Genomic DNA, 17,598 nt, shown 5'->3' with positions numbered 1-17,598 from the left:
TCCGGACCGCGCCCCTCGTCGACGCCGCGCGCGGGACGTTCCGGGAAGGCTCCCTCGGCGGAGGGTCCGTCGCGGAACGCTCCGGGAATCGCCCCCTGGTAGGGGCCGGTCGCGGAACGTTCCGGCTTGGTGCCCGCCCGGTCCGGCGCCCGGGGCGGGGCCGGGACCCCCGCGCCGAGCGCCCGGCGGTACCGTTCGCCGCCATGCCTGCTCCCGAGTCGTCTGCGTCCGCCGAGTCCTCCGCGCGCTCGACCGACGAGCGGATCGCCGAGCTCGTCCGCGACAGCGTCGCGCGCGCGCCGGTCCACGAGAACCGCTTCCGCTCGCAGTGGGCGGGCAACGTCGGCCGGGCAGCGGTCGGCGTCGAGCTGCGGGTCGCCGGCTGGGTGCACCGGCGGCGCGACCACGGCGGGCTGATCTTCGTCGACCTGCGCGACCGGACCGGCCTGCTGCAGGTCGTCTTCGATCCCGCCGACTGCGGGCCCGAGGTGTTCGCCGCGGCCGAGCGGCTGCGGCCCGAGCACGTGATCTCCGTCGCCGGCGAGATCAGCGCCCGCGAGGACGAGCACGTCAACCCGAAGATGCGCACGGGCGACGTCGAGCTGCGCGTCGCCGCGATCGACGTCCTGGCCGAGGCGGAGACGCCGCCGTTCCCGGTCGACGAGGACGGCGACGTCGACGAGCTGCTGCGCCTGAAGCGCCGCGTCATCGACCTGCGCCGCGAGCGCAACCGCGACGCGCTGCTGCTGCGCAGCCGGATCGTGCGCGAGATCCGCGCTGCGATGGAGGAGGAGGGCTTCCTCGACATCGAGACGCCCTACCTCACGCGCTCGACGCCCGAGGGCGCGCGCGACTTCCTCGTCCCCTCGCGCCTGCAGCCCGGTGGCTTCTACGCCCTGCCGCAGTCGCCGCAGCTCTTCAAGCAGCTGTTCATGATCGCCGGGATCGAGCGCTACTACCAGGTCGTGCGCTGCTTCCGCGACGAGGACCTGCGCGCCGACCGCCAGCCGGAGTTCACCCAGCTCGACGCGGAGATGAGCTTCGTCGACGAGGAGGACGTCATCGCGACGTTCGAGCGCGTGATGGCGCGCGCGTTCGCCGCCGGCGGGCTCGAGGTCGAGCCCCCCGCGTGGGAGCGGCTCTCCTACGACGAGTCGCTGCTGCGCTACGGCAACGACCGGCCCGACCGCCGCTTCGGCCTCGAGATCCAGGAGCTCTCCGACGCGCTGCGCGACACGGAGTTCAAGGTCTTCGCCGGGACGCTCGCGGGGGGCGGGGTCGTCCGCGGCCTGAACGCCGGCGCGCTGACCGTGCCGCGCAAGCAGCTCGACGAGCTGACCGAGATCGCGAAGAAGGGCGGCGCCGGCGGCCTCGTCTGGGGCTTCGTCGAGGAGGACGGCTCCTGGCGCTCGCCGATCGCGAAGTTCCTCACCCCGGAGGAGATCGACGCGATCAAGGCGACCCTCTCCGCGTCGCCCGGCGACCTGCTGCTCATCGTCGCCGACCAGGCGCCGACGGCCGCCTCGGTCCTCGGCACGCTGCGGCTCGAGCTCGCCGACCGGTTCGACCTGCGCGAGGACCGCAACGACGTCCTGTGGGTCGTCGACTTCCCGGCCTTCGAGCGCAACGACCAGCGGTGGGACGCGCTGCACCATCCCTTCACCCAGCCGTGCGCGCCGGGCGGCGGCGACGTCACCGCCGACGACCTGCGCGGTTCGGGCACCTACGGGCCCGACGGTGCCGAGGGGCCGGGCGCGTTGCGCTCGCGCGCCTACGACCTCGTCGTCAACGGCTGGGAGGTCGGCGGCGGCTCGGTCCGCATCAGCCGCACCGACCAGCAGGAGGCGGTGCTCGAGCTCCTCGGCTTCACCCCCGAGGAGGCCCACGAGCAGTTCGGCTTCCTGCTCGACGCCCTGAAGGCCGGTGCCCCGCCGCACGGCGGCATCGCGTTCGGCGTCGACCGCCTCGCCGCGCTCTGCGCCGCCCGCGACTCGCTGCGCGACGTCATCGCGTTCCCGAAGACCGCTTCGGGCGGCGACCCGCTGACGGGCGCCCCGGCACCGGTCGACGCGGCCCAGCTGCGCGACCTCGCGCTGCGCTCGACGGTCGAGCCGCCGGCCGCCGGCTGATCCGCGACGGGGGCCGGCCGCGGACCGGCCACGGTCGAGCCGGCCGTCGCCCGGGGACCCGGCCCGGGCTGAGCGGCTGGGCTCAGCGGCCGTCGGCGGCCGGGTCGCCGGCGACCCGGCTGTGCTTGCGCGCGTAGAGGACGTAGACGACGAAGCCGATCGCCATCCAGACGACGAGCCGCAGCCACGTGCCGACCGGCAGGTTGAGCATGAGCCAGAGGCAGGCGAGCACCGACAGGATCGGGACGAGCGGGACGAGCGGGGTGCGGAACGCGCGCGGCAGGTCGGGGTCGGTCCGCCGCAGGACGATCACGGCGATCGACACGAGGACGAACGCGAAGAGCGTGCCGATGTTCGTCGCCTCGCCGAGGACCTTCAGCGGCAGCAGCGCCGCGAGCAGGGCGACCGCGATCGCGGTGACGAAGGTGATCCGGTACGGCGTGCGGTAGCGCTCGTGGACGTGGGCGAACGCCGGCGGCAGCAGGCGGTCGCGCGCCATCGCGAAGAACACGCGCGTCTGGCCGTACATGAGGATCAGCACGGTCGAGGTGAGGCCCGCGAGGGCGCCGACGGAGATGAGCGTCGAGGCCCACGTCACGCCGTTCTCCTGGAACGCGAAGGCCAGCGGGGCGTCGACGCCGAGCTTCGTGTACGGGACCATCCCGGTCACGACGAGGCTCACGAGCACGTAGAGGATCGTGCAGATGACGAGCGACGCGAAGATGCCGATCGGCAGGTCGCGCTGCGGGTTCTTCGTCTCCTCGGCGGTCGTCGCGACGATGTCGAAGCCGATGAACGCGAAGAAGACGAGCGAGGCGCCGAAGAAGATCCCGGGCACGCCGAACGCGCTCGTCGGCTGACCGAGGATCTCCTGGATCAGCGGCGTCTCGTCGAGGCCGGTCGCGGCGGTGCCGGACTGCCCGTCGGGGATGAACGGCTTCCAGTTGTCGACGTCGATGTAGGCGATGCCGAGCCCGATGACGAGCGCGATCACCGAGAGCTTCACGATCGTGACCAGGACGTTCAGGCGCGAGCTCTCCTGGATGCCGCGGATGAGGACCCACGCGACGAAGGCCACGATGAGCACCGCCGGGACGTTGAAGTCCGCCTCCGTGCCCGCGATCGAGCTCGGCAACGTGACGCCGATGTCGTCCATGAGGGTCGTGAAGTAGCCCGACCAGCCCTTCGCCACGGTCGCCGCGCCGAACGCGAACTCGAGAATGAGGTCCCAGCCGATGATCCACGCGAACAGCTCGCCGAGCGACGTGTAGGAGTACGTGTAGGCCGAGCCGGCGACCGGGACGCTCGAGGCGAACTCGGCGTAGCAGAGGGCGGCGAGGCCGCACGCGATCGCGGCGACGACGAACGACAGCGGCGCCGCGGGCCCGGCCTTCTCGGCCGCGGCGACGCCGGTGAGGACGAAGATCCCGGTGCCGACGATGACGCCGACGCCGAAGAGCGTCAGGCGTCCGGGGCCCATCACCCGGTTGAGCTGGTGCTCCGGGTTCTCGGTGTCGGCGATCGAGAGGGCGATCGGCTTCTTGCTCAGCGCGCTCATGGGGGCTCCGGGGGCGGAGGACGAGGCGGGCCCCGGGGGGCCTGACCGTCCTCCGTACCCAGCGCGCCCCGGTCGCTACCGCGGCACGTCGGCGGGAGTGCCCGGTCGCGCGCCCGCGGCGGCACGCGCGGGCTCGGGCGGTGGCCCCTCGCTGATCCCGATCCGCGCGTGGAGCCGCTGCAGCGGCCGGGGCGACCACCAGTTCCAGCGGCCGAGCAGGGCCATGAGCGACGGCACGAGCAGCGTCCGGACGATGAACGCGTCCAGGAGCACGGCCGCGGCCGCGCCGAGCCCGAGCTGCTGCAGGAAGACGACGTCGGACGTGAGGAACGCGCCCAGCGCGACCGCGAGGAGGATCGCGGCGGCCGAGACGATCGCCCCGGTCCGCTGGATCCCGACGGCGACGGCCTCCCGCTCGAGCTCCGGCCCGGCGCCCCGAGCGATCCGCGCGTCGCGCGCCTCCTTGATCCGCGTCAGCAGGAAGACGCCGTAGTCGGTGGAGAGGCCGAACGCGATCGCGACCATCACGAGGAAGTCGGTCTGCTCGATCCCGCCCTGGCTGCGGTAGCCCAGCAGGCCCTCCAGCCGCCCGTCCTGGAAGACCCAGACGAGGATCCCGGTCGCCGCGGCCGTCGTGAGGACGTTCATGAGGAGCGCCTTGATCGGCAGGAGCACCGACCCCGTCATGAGCCAGAGGATCGACAGCGTCGCCGCGAGCAGCAGCCCGGCGGCGAGCGGCAGCATCCGGCTGATCGCGTCGCGCTGGTCCAGCTGCGCCGCCGACGCGCCGCCGACGAGCACGCGCTGGTCCCCGGCGGCATCGCGGATCCGCTGCACCGTGCGCATCGCCTCGTCGGAGATCGCGCTGCCGCGCGCCGTCACGTCGACCTGCCAGAGCGCCGGTCCGACCGGACGCGGCGGCGCGACGCGCTCGACGCCGGGGATCCGGGCGAGCGCGGTCGCGTACGCCTGAACGCCCTCCCGCTCCTGCGACGGCGCCGTCACGGCGACGGTGATCGGGTTCGTCGTGACCGCCGGGAACTCGCGGGCCATCGCGTCCGCCACGACGCGGGCGCTCTTGCTCTCCGGCAGGATCGACGCGTCGACGCCCGTCCAGGCCGTGCGCAGCGCCGGGGCGGCGAGGACGAGCATCACCACCGCGGCGACGATCGCGAAGCGGCCGGGGCGGCGCATGACCGCCGAGGCGAGCCGGTGCCAGCGCCCGTGGCCCTCGGGCAGGGGCCGCACCTTGCCCAGCCGCCGGCCGAGCAGCACGAACAGCGCCGGCAGCACGGCGAGCGACGACGCCGCCGCGACGAGCGACACGAGCGCGCCGCCGATCCCCATCGACTGCAGGAACGGCAGTGGGAAGACGCAGAGGCACGCCAGCGCGGCGGCGACGGTCACGGAGCTGAACACGACGGTGCGCCCGGCGGTGGCCATCGTGCGGCGGACGGCGTCCGGGATCGGCCGGTCGTCGCCGAGCTCCTCCCGGAAGCGCGAGACGAGGAACAGGCTGTAGTCGATCGCGAGGCCGAGCCCCGCGGCGATCACGAGGTTCAGCGCGAAGGGGGAGAGGTCGACGGCGAGGTTCGCGAGCCGCAGCAGCGCGAAGGTCGCGAGCACCGTCAGGCCGCCGATCGCCAGCGGGAGGGCGGCGGCGATCCCGCGGAAGAAGAGGAACGTCAGGAGGGCGAGGACCGGCAGCGCGAGCAGCTCGCTGCCGGCGAGGTCCTCCGACGCCTGCTGGCCGACCTGGACGAAGGCGACGTCGGGCCCGCCGAGACGCGCGTCGCGCCGGTCCGCGAACGCGTCCTCCAATCGCTCGACCGCGGCCTCGCGGTCGACGTGGGCGCGCAGGGTCGCGGCGACGACCGTGCGGGTCCCGTCGCGCGACACGAGCGGCGAGCCTCCCGTCGCGGATGGCGGCGCCGTGACCCGCGCGACCGCGCGGTCGGCGTCCAGCGTGCGGACCGCGGAGGCGACCGCGGCGGAGCCCGGCGCGCCGTCGACGAGCACGAGCACGCCCGGCTCCGCCGCCTGGCCCGTGGCGCGCTCGAGCGCGAGCCGGGCGTCGGTCGAGGACGCGCCGGGATCGTCGAAGGCCCGGTCGCGGTCGAGGATCCCGGCGGCCGGCCCGCCGAGCGCGCCGACGACGAGGAAGGCCACGGCGGCGAGCACCGCGACGGCGCGCGGGCGACGGATGCCGAGCTCCGCGAGGCGGGACAACATGACGGGCTCCTGGTGCGGGGACGGGCGGCGCGTGGGGCGGTCGCGTGACGGACGGCCGTACACGTACAGCGTTCAGTGAACGCCGTCAAGTCAGCGCGGGGGTCCCGCGCGGGCCGGTCCGACGGCTACGCTGGGACCGATGAGCAGGTCGCCCGCACGACGGCGCAACCCGCGTGGCGAGGGGGACCGCCTCCGCGTCGCGCTGCTCGACGCCGCGACCGAGAAGCTCGCCGAGGTCCAGGACGTCGACGCGCTCTCGGTCCGCGCGGTGACGGCGGCGGCGGGGGTCAGCCCGACGTCGCTGTACCTGCACTTCGCGGACAAGGACGAGCTCGTGACGGCGGTGAAGGTCCGCTGCTTCGCCGCCCTCGACGAGCGGATGGCCGCCGCCGAGGCCGAGCACGACGGGGACCCGGTCGCCCAGGTCGCCGCGCTCGGGCGCGCCTACCTCGCCTTCGCCCGCGAGCAGCCCGGCTGGTACGCCGCGATCTTCCACACGAACTTCCGCAAGGACCTGCCGCGGGGCGACGACGGCATCGCCGGCGCCGGCCTGGCGGTGCTCCTGCGCGTCGCCGCGGCCGCGCGCCGCTGCGATCCCGTGCTCGGGGAGGAGGACGCGTTCGTCGTCGGGACGTTCCTCTGGACGACCCTCCACGGGCGCGTGGCGGTGACGAAGGCGATGCCGTCGTTCCCGTTCCCGGACGAGGAGGAGTGGATCGCCCGCCTCACGGCGCAGTGGGTCGGGTCGTCGCGCGGCGCGGCGGCGGACCCGACAGCCTGACCCGCCCGCGCCGGCGCGCGGTCCTGCGAGGCTGCACGCGATGCTCGATCCGCTGCAGCGCTGGGCCGCCTACGGCGAGAAGCCCGACTACGCCGGGCTCCTGACCTTCGCCGGGCAGCCGTACACCGAGGACCCCGCCGAGCTGGCGGGCGTCGACGTCGCGATCGTCGGCGCCCCGATCGACGAGCTCGTCTCCGACCGCCCGGGGGCGCGGTTCGGACCGCGGGCGATCCGCGCCGCGTCGTGCCCGCCCGGACCCCACCTCGAAGCGCGGATCGACGCGTTCGCCGAGCTGCGCGTCGTCGACTTCGGCGACGCGCCGATCCTCCCCGCCGACCCCGCGCGCTCGCACGAGGCGATCCAGGCGACCGTCGCCCAGGTCCTCGCGGCCGGCGCCCTGCCGGTCGTCCTCGGCGGCGACCACTCGATCGCCGAGCCCGACGTCCGGGCATGCGCCGAGGCGCACGGCGGGCCGATCGGGCTCGTCCACTTCGACACGCACACCGACACCGGGCGGACGGTCTTCGGCGTCGAGCGCTCGCACGGCACCCCGATGTACCGGCTCGTGGAGTCCGGCCACGTCGACCCGGAGCGCTACGTCCAGATCGGGCTGCGCGGGTACTGGCCCGGCGAGGAGGAGCTCTCCTGGCAGCGTGAGCGCGGGATCACGTCGTTCTTCCTGCACGACGTGCGCGACCGGGGCATCCGGGCCGTCGTCCAGGATGCGCTGGCGATCGTCGGCCGGCCGGCGCTCTCCGGCGAGGCGCCGCCGACGTTCCTCTCCGTCGACGTCGACGTGCTGGACCCCGCGTACGCCCCGGGCACGGGCACGCCGGAGCCCGGGGGCATGACGGCGGCGGACCTCCTGTGGGCCTGCCGCGCGGTCGGCGAGGGCGTGACGCTGGCGGGGATGGACGTCGTCGAGGTCCTGCCCGAGCGCGTCGGGTCGCGGGACCTCACGGCGCTCGTGGCCGACCGGATCGTCCGCGAGGCGCTCACCGGCGTGGCGCTGCGGCGCCGCGCCGGCTGAGGCGCGCGGCGCTCGCCGGACGCAGGGCCTCGCGCGTCAGGCCGCGTCGGGGCGCGGCAGGGGCGAGGCGTGGGGCGAGTCGACGATCGCGAAGATGCCCGGCAGGTAGATGCTCGTGAGCCAGTCGACGAGCTCCTCGGCCGAGACCTCGTGCTCGCTCTCCCGCCACCAGAACGCGATGCCCTCGAAGCCGGTGTTCAGCGCCGCGCCGATCGCCTCGACCCGCCAGGGCTCGAGGCTCGTGCCGAGCTCGGCGAGCGTCGCGCGCAGCAGCTCGGTGAGCAGCGCGCTCTGCCGGCGGCGGATCTCGAGGATCGGCTCGCGGCCGGCCTCCGGGCCCGGGGCCAGGAGCAGGTCCCACCCGCCGTGCGGCTCGGCGACCCAGCGCAGGAACGCGGTCGCCCCGTCGCGCAGGCGCTGCTCGGGGCTCGTGGCGGCCTGGACGGCGTCCGTCACGACCCGCGCGAGCTCGCTGGCGGTCTCGGCGACGCAGCGCTCGTAGAGCGCCTCCTTGCTGCCGACGAGGTCGTAGATCACCGGCTTGGAGACGCCGGCGCGCGAGGCGAGCTCGTCCATCGAGGCCTGCTGGTAGCCGCGCTCGGCGAAGAGCCCGCGGGCGAGCCCGAGGACCTGGCGCTCGCGCACGGCGCGCGGCACGCGGCCGCGCGGGAAGCCCTCGACGTCGCCGGGTGCGGCGGGTGCGGGCGGGAGCGGGGCGTCGGGCGGGATCATGCGTGGGGAGAGCGGGCGTGAACCGGGACGTCGCTTTCCGGTTACGTCACCGTAGGCTACTGTTCGGTAGCGCCGAGCGCCATCCCGTCGCCCGAAAGGATCCCATGTCCACCGTCGCCGTCCGTCCGACCCCCGCTTCCTACGCCGAGCCGCTCCCCGCCGAGGTGCGCGTGGCGATCGTCGGCAGCGGCTTCAGCGGCCTCGCGATGGCCATCGCGCTGCTGCGCGAGGGCGAGCGCGACCTCGTGGTCCTCGAGCGGGCATCCGACATCGGCGGCACGTGGCGCGACAACGCCTACCCGGGCTGCGCCTGCGACGTGCCGTCGCACCTCTACTCGTTCTCGTTCGCGCCGAACCCGAACTGGTCGAACACGTTCAGCCCGCAGGGCGAGATCTGGCGCTACCAGCTCGACGTCGCGGCGAGGTTCGGCGTCGATCCGCACGTGCGCGCGAACGCCGGCGTCACGAAGGCGAGCTGGAGCGACGAGACGCAGCGCTGGACGGTGGAGACCGAGCGCGGGACCGTCACCGCCCGGATCCTCGTCTCCGGCACCGGCCCGCTCTGCGAGCCGCTGATCCCGGACCTGCCCGGCCTGGAGTCGTTCGAGGGCGAGACGTTCCACTCCGCCCGCTGGAACCACGACTACGACCTGCGCGGCAAGCGCGTCGCGGTGGTCGGGACCGGCGCCTCCGCGATCCAGTTCGTGCCGCGGATCCAGCCGCAGGTCGGCCACATGACGGTCTTCCAGCGCACGCCGCCGTGGATCCTGCGCCGTCCGTCGCGCCCGATCACCCCGGTCGAGCGGTTCCTCTACCGGCGCTTCCCCGCCGCCCAGCGCGCGATGCGGGGCATCATCTACGGCAGCCGCGAGCTGCTCATGCTGCCCTACAAGTACGCGCGACCCACGGGGCGGATCCTCCGCGGCATCGCCGAGGCCCACCTGCGGATGCAGGTCAAGGACCCGGTCCTGCGCGAGAAGCTGCGCCCGGACTTCGAGGTCGGCTGCAAGCGGATCCTCATCTCCAACGACTACCTCCCGGCGCTCGGCAAGCCGAACGTCGAGGTCGTCACCCACGGGGTGAGCGAGGTCCGCCCGCGCTCGATCGTCGCCGCCGACGGCACGGAGCGCGAGGTCGACGCGATCATCTTCGGCACGGGCTTCCACGTCACCGACCAGCCCGTGGCGGAGATCGTCCACGGGCGCGGCGGCAAGCGCCTCGCCGACGCCTGGAACGAGGGCGGGATGGGCTCGTTCATGGGGACGACGGTCAGCGGCTTCCCGAACCTCTTCCTCATGGTCGGCCCGAACACCGGCCAGGGCCACACGTCGATCATCTACACGATCGAGTCCCAGGTCCCGTACGTGCTCGACGCGCTGCGCACGCTCGACCGCGAGCGGGCCGGCGCGTTCGACCTGAAGCCGGAGGTCCAGGAGGCGTTCGTCCGCGAGATGGGCGACAAGTTCCGCGGAACGGTCTGGACCGCCGGCGGCTGCAAGAGCTGGTACCTCGACAGCGAGGGCCGCAACACGACGCTCTGGCCGTCGTTCACGTTCAACATGCGCCGTCGCCTGGCGCGGTTCGACCGCTCGATGTACCGCCTGGACCCGCGCGTCGACGCCCCCGCGCCGGCGAGCGAGCCGGCCGCGACCGCCTGAGCGGCGGTCGCCGCGAGCGATCAAGCGGCGGTCGCCGCCGGGAGCGCCGGCGTCGGGGCGAGCCAGCGGCGCAGGTGGGCCCACACGCGCGGGTGGTGCAGCAGGTCGAAGTGCGACAGGCCACCCATGAGGACGACGTCGTCGGCGGCGAACGTCAGCCTCCGCGCGCCCCGGGCCCGGGCCAGCGCGCTGGCGGGCGTGACGAGCAGGTCGCCGAGGACGGACCGGGCGAGCCAGCGCTCCGGGTCGCGGTGCAGCGTGACCGCGACGGCGTGGTGGCGGGCGCCCGGCAGGAGCGGGACGGGCGTGCCGCGCTCGCCCCACGGCCAGCGGTCGATCGCCGCCGGCGCGTCCTCGTCGAGCAGGAGGCCGTCGCGCAGGTCCAGGACGCCGTCGCTGCGCAGGGCCAGCAGGTCGGCGATGCCGCGCGTCTCCGGCACGAGCCCGGCGGCCCACGCGCCGGTCGCCGCGAGCCGCTCGAGGTTCGCGCCGAGCTGCGGGCTGCCGAGCAGCACGACGTCGCGCACCCGGCTCGGCCAGCCGTGCCCGGCCGCGGTGGCCGCCGCGCCGGCGCTGCGCACCACGAGGCCGCCCATCGAGTGCCCGACGAGGGCGACGTCCCGCAGGCCGCCCGGCCACGTCTGGTGGAGGCGCTCGAGGAGCCGCGCCAGGTCGGCGCCGTTGGCCGGGATCCGGCGGCCGGTGTTGTAGCGCAGCGTCAGCACGTCGAACCCGAGCTCGCGGTGCAGGAGCGTCGTGAACGACCGGGCGTCGGCCGCCTCGCGCGCGGCGTGTCGCAGGTCGGCGGCGTCGGCCCCCGAGCCCTGCAGGGCCATGTCGTGCCCGCCGCCGGCGTCGACGTCGTCCTGCGCGGGGGAGCGCCGCGGCGCGCGCCACGAGGCGTCGGTGAGGCAGAGCCCGTGGACGAGCACGACGACGCGGCCGTCGGTCAGCGGGAAGTCGCGGCGCAGCGCGGCGGGGGAGAGGTCGAGGTCGCGCCCGCGGTGGCGCAGGGTCATCGGCAGCTCGAGCGGGCTGCCGGTCGCCGCGAAGCGGCGGCCGAAGGCGCCGTTCAGGGCGCCGAGCGCCAGGTCGCCGGCGGGCAGCTCCGCCAGGCGCGGAGCGTCGGGGCGCCGGCCCGCCGCGGCGAGCTCGCCGGCGCCGCGCAGCGCGAGCCGGCCGGCGGTGGCGACGGCGCCGTAGACCGCGTCGGCGACGAGGTCGTGGGCGCGCGCGACCGGCGAGCGGGACGGGCGCAGGCCGCCGTATCCGAACGCGCGACGCGCGACCGTCCGGTGCAGCCCCTGGACGTGGCGCACGGCGCCGGTCCAGGCGTCGGCGGTCACGCGGGTGGTGGCGAGGATCTCCTGGGACTGCACGAACGACCTCCGGCGAGTTCGGTACACAACCGTACACCGAACGGGCGGACGCGTTGCAGCCGGACCGCGCGGCGACCCCGGGACCGGCGGCGCGGCGTCCACCGCCGTGGTCGACCGCCGCGCACGCGCCGCCCGGGCCACGGCGACCGCGGGTCGGCGCGCGGGAGGGCTACCCTCGGTCGGTGGCCGACTGGCGCTACGAGGAGCACCTGCGCGCCCCGACCGGCCGGGGCGCGCTGCCGCGCGCGGGGCACGACGGCGTCGCCGGCGGCGCGGCCTGCGGGGACCTCGTGCGGCTGCGGATCGCCGTCGACGGCGATCGCGTGGCCGCGGCCGGGTTCGTCGCGGAGGGCTGCGGGGCGCTGACGGTCTGCGGGTCGATCGCCTGCGAGCTGCTCGACGGGGCGACGGTCCGCGACGCCGCGCGGATCTCGGTCGACGCGCTCGCCGCGGAGGTCGGCGGCCTGCACCCCGGGAAGCGTCACGCGGCCGAGCTCGTCGCCGACGCCCTGCACCGCGCGCTGGGCGCCGCGGTCGCCGCCGACGGTCGACCGGGGCCCCGCGGGAGGAGCGCGGCCGCCCCCGGGCACGGCGCGCCCGACGCGACGACCGGCCCGACGCTCGTGGCGATGAGCGGCGGCGTCGACTCCGCGGTGGCGGCGCTGATGGCGGTCCGCGATCACCCGGACGCCGTCGCCGTGACGCTCGAGCTCTGGCGCGACCCCGCCAACGACGCCGAGTCCAGCTGCTGCTCGCACAGCGCCGTGCGCCGCGCGCGCGACCTCGCGCACCGGATGGGGCTGCCGCATCTGACCCTCGACCTGCGCGACGCGTTCCGGGCCGGCGTCGTGGACCCGTGGATCGCCGAGCACCGCGCGGGCCGGACGCCGAATCCGTGCGTGCGCTGCAACGGGCACGTCCGCCTGGACGCGATGCTCGAGCTCGCCGACCGCGTCGGGTGCGCGACGCTCACGACCGGCCACTACGCCCGCACCACCGCCGACGGCCTCCTGCGGCTCGCGGTCGACCCGGGCAAGGACCAGGCCTACATGCTCAGCGCGCTGTCCCCCGAGACGATCGCGCGGATGCGCTTCCCGCTCGGCGAGCTCGAGAAGCCGGCGGTGCGCGCGATCGCCGCCGACGCCGACCTGCCGGTCGCGCGCACCCCGGACTCGCAGGACCTCTGCTTCCTCGCCGGGACCGGCCGGTCGGCGTTCCTCGAGCGCCACGGCGACCTGCCCGACCGTCCCGGCCCGATCCGCGACCTGGACCGCGATGCCCGCGTCGTCGGCGAGCACCGCGGGGCGCACCACTACACCGTCGGCCAGCGCCGCGGCCTCGGCGGCGGGGCGGGGGAGCCCCGGTACGTCGTCGGCACCGACGTCGCCGAGAACGTCGTGACGATCGGGCGCCGCGAGCGCCTGCTCACCGACCGCGTGGCGCTCGAGGGCCTCGTCCTGCACCGGCCGGCCGAGGTCGTCGACGGCGTGAAGCTCCGCTACCGCCAGCCACCGCAGGCGGCGACCCTGGACCAGGCGCCCGAGGGGGCGACCGTGCGCCTCGCGACCCCCCAGCTGCGTCCCGCGGCGGGGCAGGCGGCGATGCTCCTCGCCGGCGACGTCGTGGTCGGCTCGGCGACGATCGCCTGATCGGTGCCGCCCGGACCGACGCCGGCCGTCGCCGCGCTGGACCACCGCCGGGACCCTTGCGAGACTCCTCGCCGTGGAGGACCTCCTCCAGCGCCTCACGAACGGCAACCTCACCGAGGTGAAGGTCGCCCTGGCGTCCGTCGTCGCCGCGCTCGCCGTCTACCAGCTCGTCCTCGCGGCGGTCGTCTACGGGCGGCTGCGGCCCGCGTTCCTCGGCTCCGGGCCCGCGGCGCTCACCCACCGGGCCTCGGGCGACGCGATCGTGGTGCTCGTGGTCCTCGTCGGGATCGCGTGCCTCTCCTACGGCGAGCTCGAGGACGACGCGTCGATCCACGCCGTCGCCGGCTGGGCGCTCGCCGCGGTGCTCGTCCTGAAGATCGTCGTCGTGCGCTGGTGGCACGCGGCCGGCCGGCTGCTCCCGTACCTCGGCACGACGCTCTTCGCCCTGCTGGCGCTGACGTGGGCGACGACCGCGAGGCCCTTCCTCTTCTGAGACCCCCGGCCCCGCCGCGGTGCCGACGCCGGCCCCGCCACGCCGATCCCTCGACGACGATGCCCGAAGACCCGACCTCCGCACCCGAGCGCACGGCCCCGGCCGTTGCGGACCCGGGCGCCGAGCGCCGCACGGCGCGCCGCCAGCTGCTCGGGTCGCTGCTGGTGGCGGTCGCGATCGCCATCGGGGCGATCGGCGCCGTCACCGCGAAGCTCGGAACGACGAGCGTCGCCGCGCTCGAGGCCGAGGAGGACCGTCGCGACGCCGCCCGCGACGCGCTCGAGGAGCGTCGCGACGCCGCCGAGGAGGCGCGGGAGGCGCGGCGCGAGGCCGCCGAGGACGCCCGCGAGCGGCGGCGGGGCGACTGACGTCGGCTCGCGGTCGACCGGCAGGACGCGCGCGGCCGGGCGGGTTCGGGACAATCGCGGGCGTGAGCACCGATCGGCCGGTCACCAGCGACGAGATCCGCGAGACGTTCCTGGCCTTCTTCGCGGCCCGGGGGCACCGCCGGCTGCCGTCGGCGTCGCTCGTGCCGGCCCAGCACGACCCGTCGGTGCTGCTCACCACCGCGGGCATGCACCCGCTGAAGCCGTACTTCCTCGGGGCCGAGCAGCCGCCCGCTCCGCGCCTGACGAGCTGCCAGAAGTGCTTCCGCACGCCGGACATCGACAACGTCGGCGTCACCGCGCGGCATCTCACGTGCTTCGAGATGCTCGGCAACTTCTCGATCGGCGACTACTTCAAGCGCGAGGCGATCGCCTTCGCCTGGGAGCTCACGACGGAGGGCTTCGGGTTCGACCCCGAGAAGGTCTTCGTGACGGTCTTCGGCGGCGACGAGCAGCTCGGCCTCGGGCCGGACACGGAGTCGATCGAGCACTGGCTGGAGGTCGGCGTCCCGCGCGAGCGGATCGTCGAGCTCGGGCGCGAGGACAACTTCTGGCAGGCCGGACCGAACGGGCCCTGCGGTCCGTGCACGGAGCTCTACCTCGATCGGGGCCCGGACTACGGTCCGGCCACGAAGCCCGGCGAGGACGAGTCGGACCGGTTCATGGAGTTCTGGAACCTCGTGCTCATGCAGTACGACCAGACGACCCACGAGGACGGGTCCTCGACGCTCGTGCCGCTGCCGACGAACAACATCGACACCGGCATGGGCCTCAACCGGATGGCGATGCTCCTGCAGGGCAAGGAGACGATCTTCGAGACCGACCAGTTCGCGCCGCTCATCGCCCTGGCCGAGGAGCTCTCGGGCACGCGCTACGAGCAGGGCGACGAGGCGGTCGACCGGGCGATGCGGATCCTCGCCGACCACACGCGCGGGATGACGTTCCTCATCTCCGACGGCGTCGTGCCGTCCAACGAGGATCGCGGCTACGTCCTGCGGCGGCTCATGCGCCGCGCGATCGTCCAGGGTCGCCGGATCGGCATCGAGGGCCCGTTCCTCGGCCGCTACCTCGACGTCGTCGTGGAGACGATGGGCGCCGCGTACCCCGAGCTCGTCGAGCGCCGCGAGGAGATCCGCACCTGGGTGACCGCCGAGGAGGAGGGCTTCGGCCGCACGCTGCAGGCCGGCACGAGCCTCCTGGGCCAGCTGCTGGACGCCGGCGCCGTGTCCGGGGCCGACGCGTTCCGGCTGCACGACACGTTCGGCTTCCCGGTCGAGATGACGATCGAGCTCGCGGAGGAGCGCGGCGTCGCCTGGCACGGCCAGGAGGAGTTCGACCGGCTCATGGGCGAGCAGCGCGAGCGGTCGAAGGCCGGCTCGCGCCGCGGCGACCACGGCGGCGCCGCCGCCGGCTCGATCGCCGCGCAGGTCGCCGAGGAGACGACGGACTTCACCGGCTACGCGGCGCTCGAGCAGCGCACGACGATCACCGGCGTGCTCGAGCGCGACGGCGCGACCTACGTGAAGCTCGCCGAGTCGCCGTTCTACCCCGAGGGCGGCGGTCAGGTCTCCGACGCCGGCGTGCTGCTCGCGGAGGACGGCAGCGAGCTGGCGCGGGTCGCCGGACTCGTGCGCGCCGGCGACGACCAGGCGATCCGCGTCGAGGCCACGGGGCCGCTGACCGCGGGGACGGCCGTCGTCGCGCGCGTGGACCGCACGGCGCGGCACGCCACGGCCTGCAACCACACGGCGACCCATCTGCTGCACGCCGCGCTGCGCGAGCGCCTGGGCGACCACGTCCACCAGGCCGGCTCGGCGGTGCGCCCGGACAAGCTGCGCTTCGACTTCAGCCACCCGGCGAAGCTCACGCCGGAGGACCTGCGCTGGGTCGAGGACCGGGTCAACGCGGGCGTCCTGGCCGCGGAGCCGGTCCGGGCGATCTCCACGACGCTCGACGCGGCCAAGGCGATGGGCGCCCAGGCGCTGTTCGGCGAGAAGTACGGCGACGTCGTGCGAATGGTCGAGATCGGCGACGGCAGCTTCAGCCGCGAGCTCTGCGGCGGCACGCACGTCGGCAACACCGCCGAGATCGCGCTCTTCAAGATCACCCAGGAGACCTCGTCGGCGGCGAACGTGCGGCGGATCGAGGCGATCACCGGCCCCGTGGCGGTCCACGCGCTGCGGGAGCGCGACCGGCTGCTCGAGGACGCCGCCGCGGTGGCGCGCGTCCCGGCCGAGCAGCTCCCCGAGCGGATCGCGAAGCTCCGCGACGACGCCAAGGGCGGCGGCAAGGCGGCAGCGTCCGGGGGGATCGACGAGGCGGCGCTCGCCGCGCAGGCCCAGCCGATCGGCGACGTGCCGGTCGTCGTGGCGCGCGTGGACGGCAGCGACCCGAAGGTCGGCAAGGCCCTGCCCGACGTCGCCGACCGCGTGAAGGGCCAGCTCGGCGCCCCCGGCGTCGTCGTGCTCGCGGCGCCCGGCGAGGACCGCGTGGCGCTGCTCGTCGCCGTCGCGCCCGAGATCGTGGAGCGCGGGGTCAAGGCCGGCGACGTCGTCAAGCAGGCCGCCGCGGCGGTCGGCGGCGGCGGGGGCGGCAAGCCCACGATGGCCCAGGCCGGCGGCAAGGACCCCGCCCGCACCGACGACGCGCTGCAGGCCGCCCGCGACGCGATCGCCGCGGCGCTCGGCGCCTGACCGGGACGGCGAGCGGCGCGGGACGGGGCGGAGCGCGTGCGGGTGATGGGCCTCGACTACGGCTCCGGGCGCACCGGCGTGGCGATCAGCGACCCGACGGGCACGATCGTCACCCCGCTGCCGGCGGTGCGCGGGGTGAGCGCGCGCCGCGGCCGCCGCGAGCTGGACCGGCTCATCGCCGAGCGCGAGGTCGGCCGCGTCGTGGTCGGGCTCCCGGTGGGCCTGCGCGGCGAGACGGCCCAGACGGAGGAGGCGCGGGCGTTCGCGGCGGCGCTCGCCGAGCGCCTCGGCCCCGACGTCCCGGTCGAGCTCTACGACGAGCGCTTCACCACGCGCATGGCGCAGCAGGCCGGCGGCAGCGCGGACGAGGACTCGCGCGCGGCGGCGGTCCTGCTGGAGGAGTGGCTGCGGGTGCGCGGCGGCTGACGTGCGCCGCCCGCAGGGGCCCCTCCCCGGCTCCGCCGCGCCGTCGGCGGCACGGCGCGGCGCTCCGGCTCGCGCGGGTCGCGGGGAGGAAACGCCTGCTCTCGCGGACCACGCCCTCGGGGTCCCGACCGGGTGGCGTCGCGGACGGGGAGGTGCGCAGGACGCCCGCGGGTGGTCTAGCGTGTCGCGCCGATGAGCCTCGTCGAGCGTTCCTGCGCCCGGACCCGGAGCCGCGCCGCGTGAGCCGGCGAGGCGACGGCGACCGCTCGGCCGAGGACCGGCGTCGCGCGCGCCTGGAGCGCGAGCAGCGGCGGGCGCGCCGGGAGGGCCGGCCGGTCCCGCGCTCGCTCGAGGAGCTCGACGGCGCTCGCGCGCCCGCCGACCCCGGCGCGCCCGGCGCCCCCGGGACCCCGCCGGCCGCGGCGGGACCGTCCGCCGGCGCGCCATCCGAT

Annotated in this window: 13 protein-coding genes and 1 pseudogene; 10 read left to right on the top strand and 4 right to left on the bottom strand. The window is 75.5% G+C overall.

The window, feature by feature from the left end:
• Positions 1 to 203 precede the first annotated feature (203 nt).
• Complete coding sequence (aspS, locus tag SK069_RS18920) at positions 204 to 2,129, top strand: aspartate--tRNA ligase (protein WP_319955825.1); 1,926 nt, start codon at positions 204 to 206, stop codon at positions 2,127 to 2,129.
• An 82-nt stretch (positions 2,130 to 2,211) separates the two neighbouring features.
• Here aspS and SK069_RS18915 read toward each other — a convergent pair whose 3' ends face one another.
• Both SK069_RS18915 and SK069_RS18910 read right to left on the bottom strand, forming a co-directional pair.
• Positions 2,212 to 3,687, bottom strand: a complete 1,476-nt coding sequence (locus SK069_RS18915) for an amino acid permease (protein ID WP_319955824.1) — start codon at positions 3,685 to 3,687, stop codon at positions 2,212 to 2,214.
• A gap of 75 nt (positions 3,688 to 3,762) precedes the next feature.
• Entirely contained in the window at positions 3,763 to 5,919 is a 2,157-nt protein-coding gene (locus SK069_RS18910) for an MMPL family transporter (RefSeq protein ID WP_319955823.1), read from the bottom strand.
• A gap of 139 nt (positions 5,920 to 6,058) precedes the next feature.
• On the opposite strand from SK069_RS18910, the gene SK069_RS18905 reads away from it, so the two are divergent.
• Complete coding sequence (locus SK069_RS18905) at positions 6,059 to 6,700, top strand: TetR/AcrR family transcriptional regulator (protein WP_319955822.1); 642 nt, start codon at positions 6,059 to 6,061, stop codon at positions 6,698 to 6,700.
• Between the two features lie 40 nt (positions 6,701 to 6,740).
• Positions 6,741 to 7,730: an agmatinase family protein gene (locus tag SK069_RS18900; protein WP_319955821.1), complete on the top strand. Its 990-nt coding sequence runs from the start codon at positions 6,741 to 6,743 to the stop codon at positions 7,728 to 7,730.
• Between the two features lie 36 nt (positions 7,731 to 7,766).
• On the opposite strand, the gene SK069_RS18895 is transcribed toward SK069_RS18900, so the two are convergent.
• Positions 7,767 to 8,462: a TetR/AcrR family transcriptional regulator gene (locus SK069_RS18895; protein ID WP_319955820.1), complete on the bottom strand. Its 696-nt coding sequence runs from the start codon at positions 8,460 to 8,462 to the stop codon at positions 7,767 to 7,769.
• Between the two features lie 104 nt (positions 8,463 to 8,566).
• On the opposite strand from SK069_RS18895, the gene SK069_RS18890 reads away from it, so the two are divergent.
• Positions 8,567 to 10,120 carry a flavin-containing monooxygenase gene (locus SK069_RS18890; RefSeq protein ID WP_319955819.1) on the top strand — a complete coding sequence of 518 codons (1,554 nt, stop codon included), beginning with the start codon at positions 8,567 to 8,569 and terminating at the stop codon, positions 10,118 to 10,120.
• 20 nt (positions 10,121 to 10,140) lie between these two features.
• Here SK069_RS18890 and SK069_RS18885 read toward each other — a convergent pair whose 3' ends face one another.
• Positions 10,141 to 11,499, bottom strand: coding sequence for an esterase/lipase family protein (locus SK069_RS18885; RefSeq protein WP_319955818.1), 1,359 nt, complete (start codon positions 11,497 to 11,499; stop codon positions 10,141 to 10,143).
• Positions 11,500 to 11,681: 182 nt separating this feature from the next.
• Between SK069_RS18885 and mnmA the strand changes: the two genes are divergently transcribed.
• From mnmA to SK069_RS18855, 6 genes and pseudogenes are all read left to right on the top strand, one after another.
• The gene (gene mnmA / locus SK069_RS18880) at positions 11,682 to 13,148 is read left to right on the top strand and encodes a tRNA 2-thiouridine(34) synthase MnmA (protein ID WP_319955817.1); all 1,467 of its coding nucleotides are present in this window, start codon (positions 11,682 to 11,684) and stop codon (positions 13,146 to 13,148) included.
• A gap of 73 nt (positions 13,149 to 13,221) precedes the next feature.
• Positions 13,222 to 13,641, top strand: a complete 420-nt coding sequence (locus tag SK069_RS18875) for a DUF6529 family protein (protein WP_319955816.1) — start codon at positions 13,222 to 13,224, stop codon at positions 13,639 to 13,641.
• A 59-nt stretch (positions 13,642 to 13,700) separates the two neighbouring features.
• Complete coding sequence (locus tag SK069_RS18870) at positions 13,701 to 14,009, top strand: hypothetical protein (RefSeq protein ID WP_319955815.1); 309 nt, start codon at positions 13,701 to 13,703, stop codon at positions 14,007 to 14,009.
• A 62-nt stretch (positions 14,010 to 14,071) separates the two neighbouring features.
• Entirely contained in the window at positions 14,072 to 16,720 is a 2,649-nt protein-coding gene (gene alaS / locus SK069_RS18865; RefSeq protein ID WP_319955814.1) for an alanine--tRNA ligase, read from the top strand.
• 45 nt (positions 16,721 to 16,765) lie between these two features.
• The gene (gene ruvX / locus SK069_RS18860; RefSeq protein ID WP_319955813.1) at positions 16,766 to 17,146 is read left to right on the top strand and encodes a Holliday junction resolvase RuvX; all 381 of its coding nucleotides are present in this window, start codon (positions 16,766 to 16,768) and stop codon (positions 17,144 to 17,146) included.
• Between the two features lie 239 nt (positions 17,147 to 17,385).
• Positions 17,386 to 17,598: pseudogene (locus tag SK069_RS18855) on the top strand (hypothetical protein); the annotation flags it as partial.

The organism is Patulibacter brassicae (genome assembly GCF_033949425.1).
Lineage (GTDB): Bacteria > Actinomycetota > Thermoleophilia > Solirubrobacterales > Solirubrobacteraceae > Patulibacter > Patulibacter brassicae.
The sequence above is the reverse complement of the archived record's forward strand: the minus strand, read 5'-3'. Positions and strand labels throughout refer to the sequence as shown.

Coding starts and splice junctions, on each gene's coding strand:
- aspS (WP_319955825.1), top strand. CDS start 204: ATGCCTGCTCCCGAGTCGTCTGCGTCCGCCGAGTCCTCCGCGCGCTCG.
- SK069_RS18915 (WP_319955824.1), bottom strand. CDS start 3,687: ATGAGCGCGCTGAGCAAGAAGCCGATCGCCCTCTCGATCGCCGACACC.
- SK069_RS18910 (WP_319955823.1), bottom strand. CDS start 5,919: ATGTTGTCCCGCCTCGCGGAGCTCGGCATCCGTCGCCCGCGCGCCGTC.
- SK069_RS18905 (WP_319955822.1), top strand. CDS start 6,059: ATGAGCAGGTCGCCCGCACGACGGCGCAACCCGCGTGGCGAGGGGGAC.
- SK069_RS18900 (WP_319955821.1), top strand. CDS start 6,741: ATGCTCGATCCGCTGCAGCGCTGGGCCGCCTACGGCGAGAAGCCCGAC.
- SK069_RS18895 (WP_319955820.1), bottom strand. CDS start 8,462: ATGATCCCGCCCGACGCCCCGCTCCCGCCCGCACCCGCCGCACCCGGC.
- SK069_RS18890 (WP_319955819.1), top strand. CDS start 8,567: ATGTCCACCGTCGCCGTCCGTCCGACCCCCGCTTCCTACGCCGAGCCG.
- SK069_RS18870 (WP_319955815.1), top strand. CDS start 13,701: ATGCCCGAAGACCCGACCTCCGCACCCGAGCGCACGGCCCCGGCCGTT.
- ruvX (WP_319955813.1), top strand. CDS start 16,766: ATGGGCCTCGACTACGGCTCCGGGCGCACCGGCGTGGCGATCAGCGAC.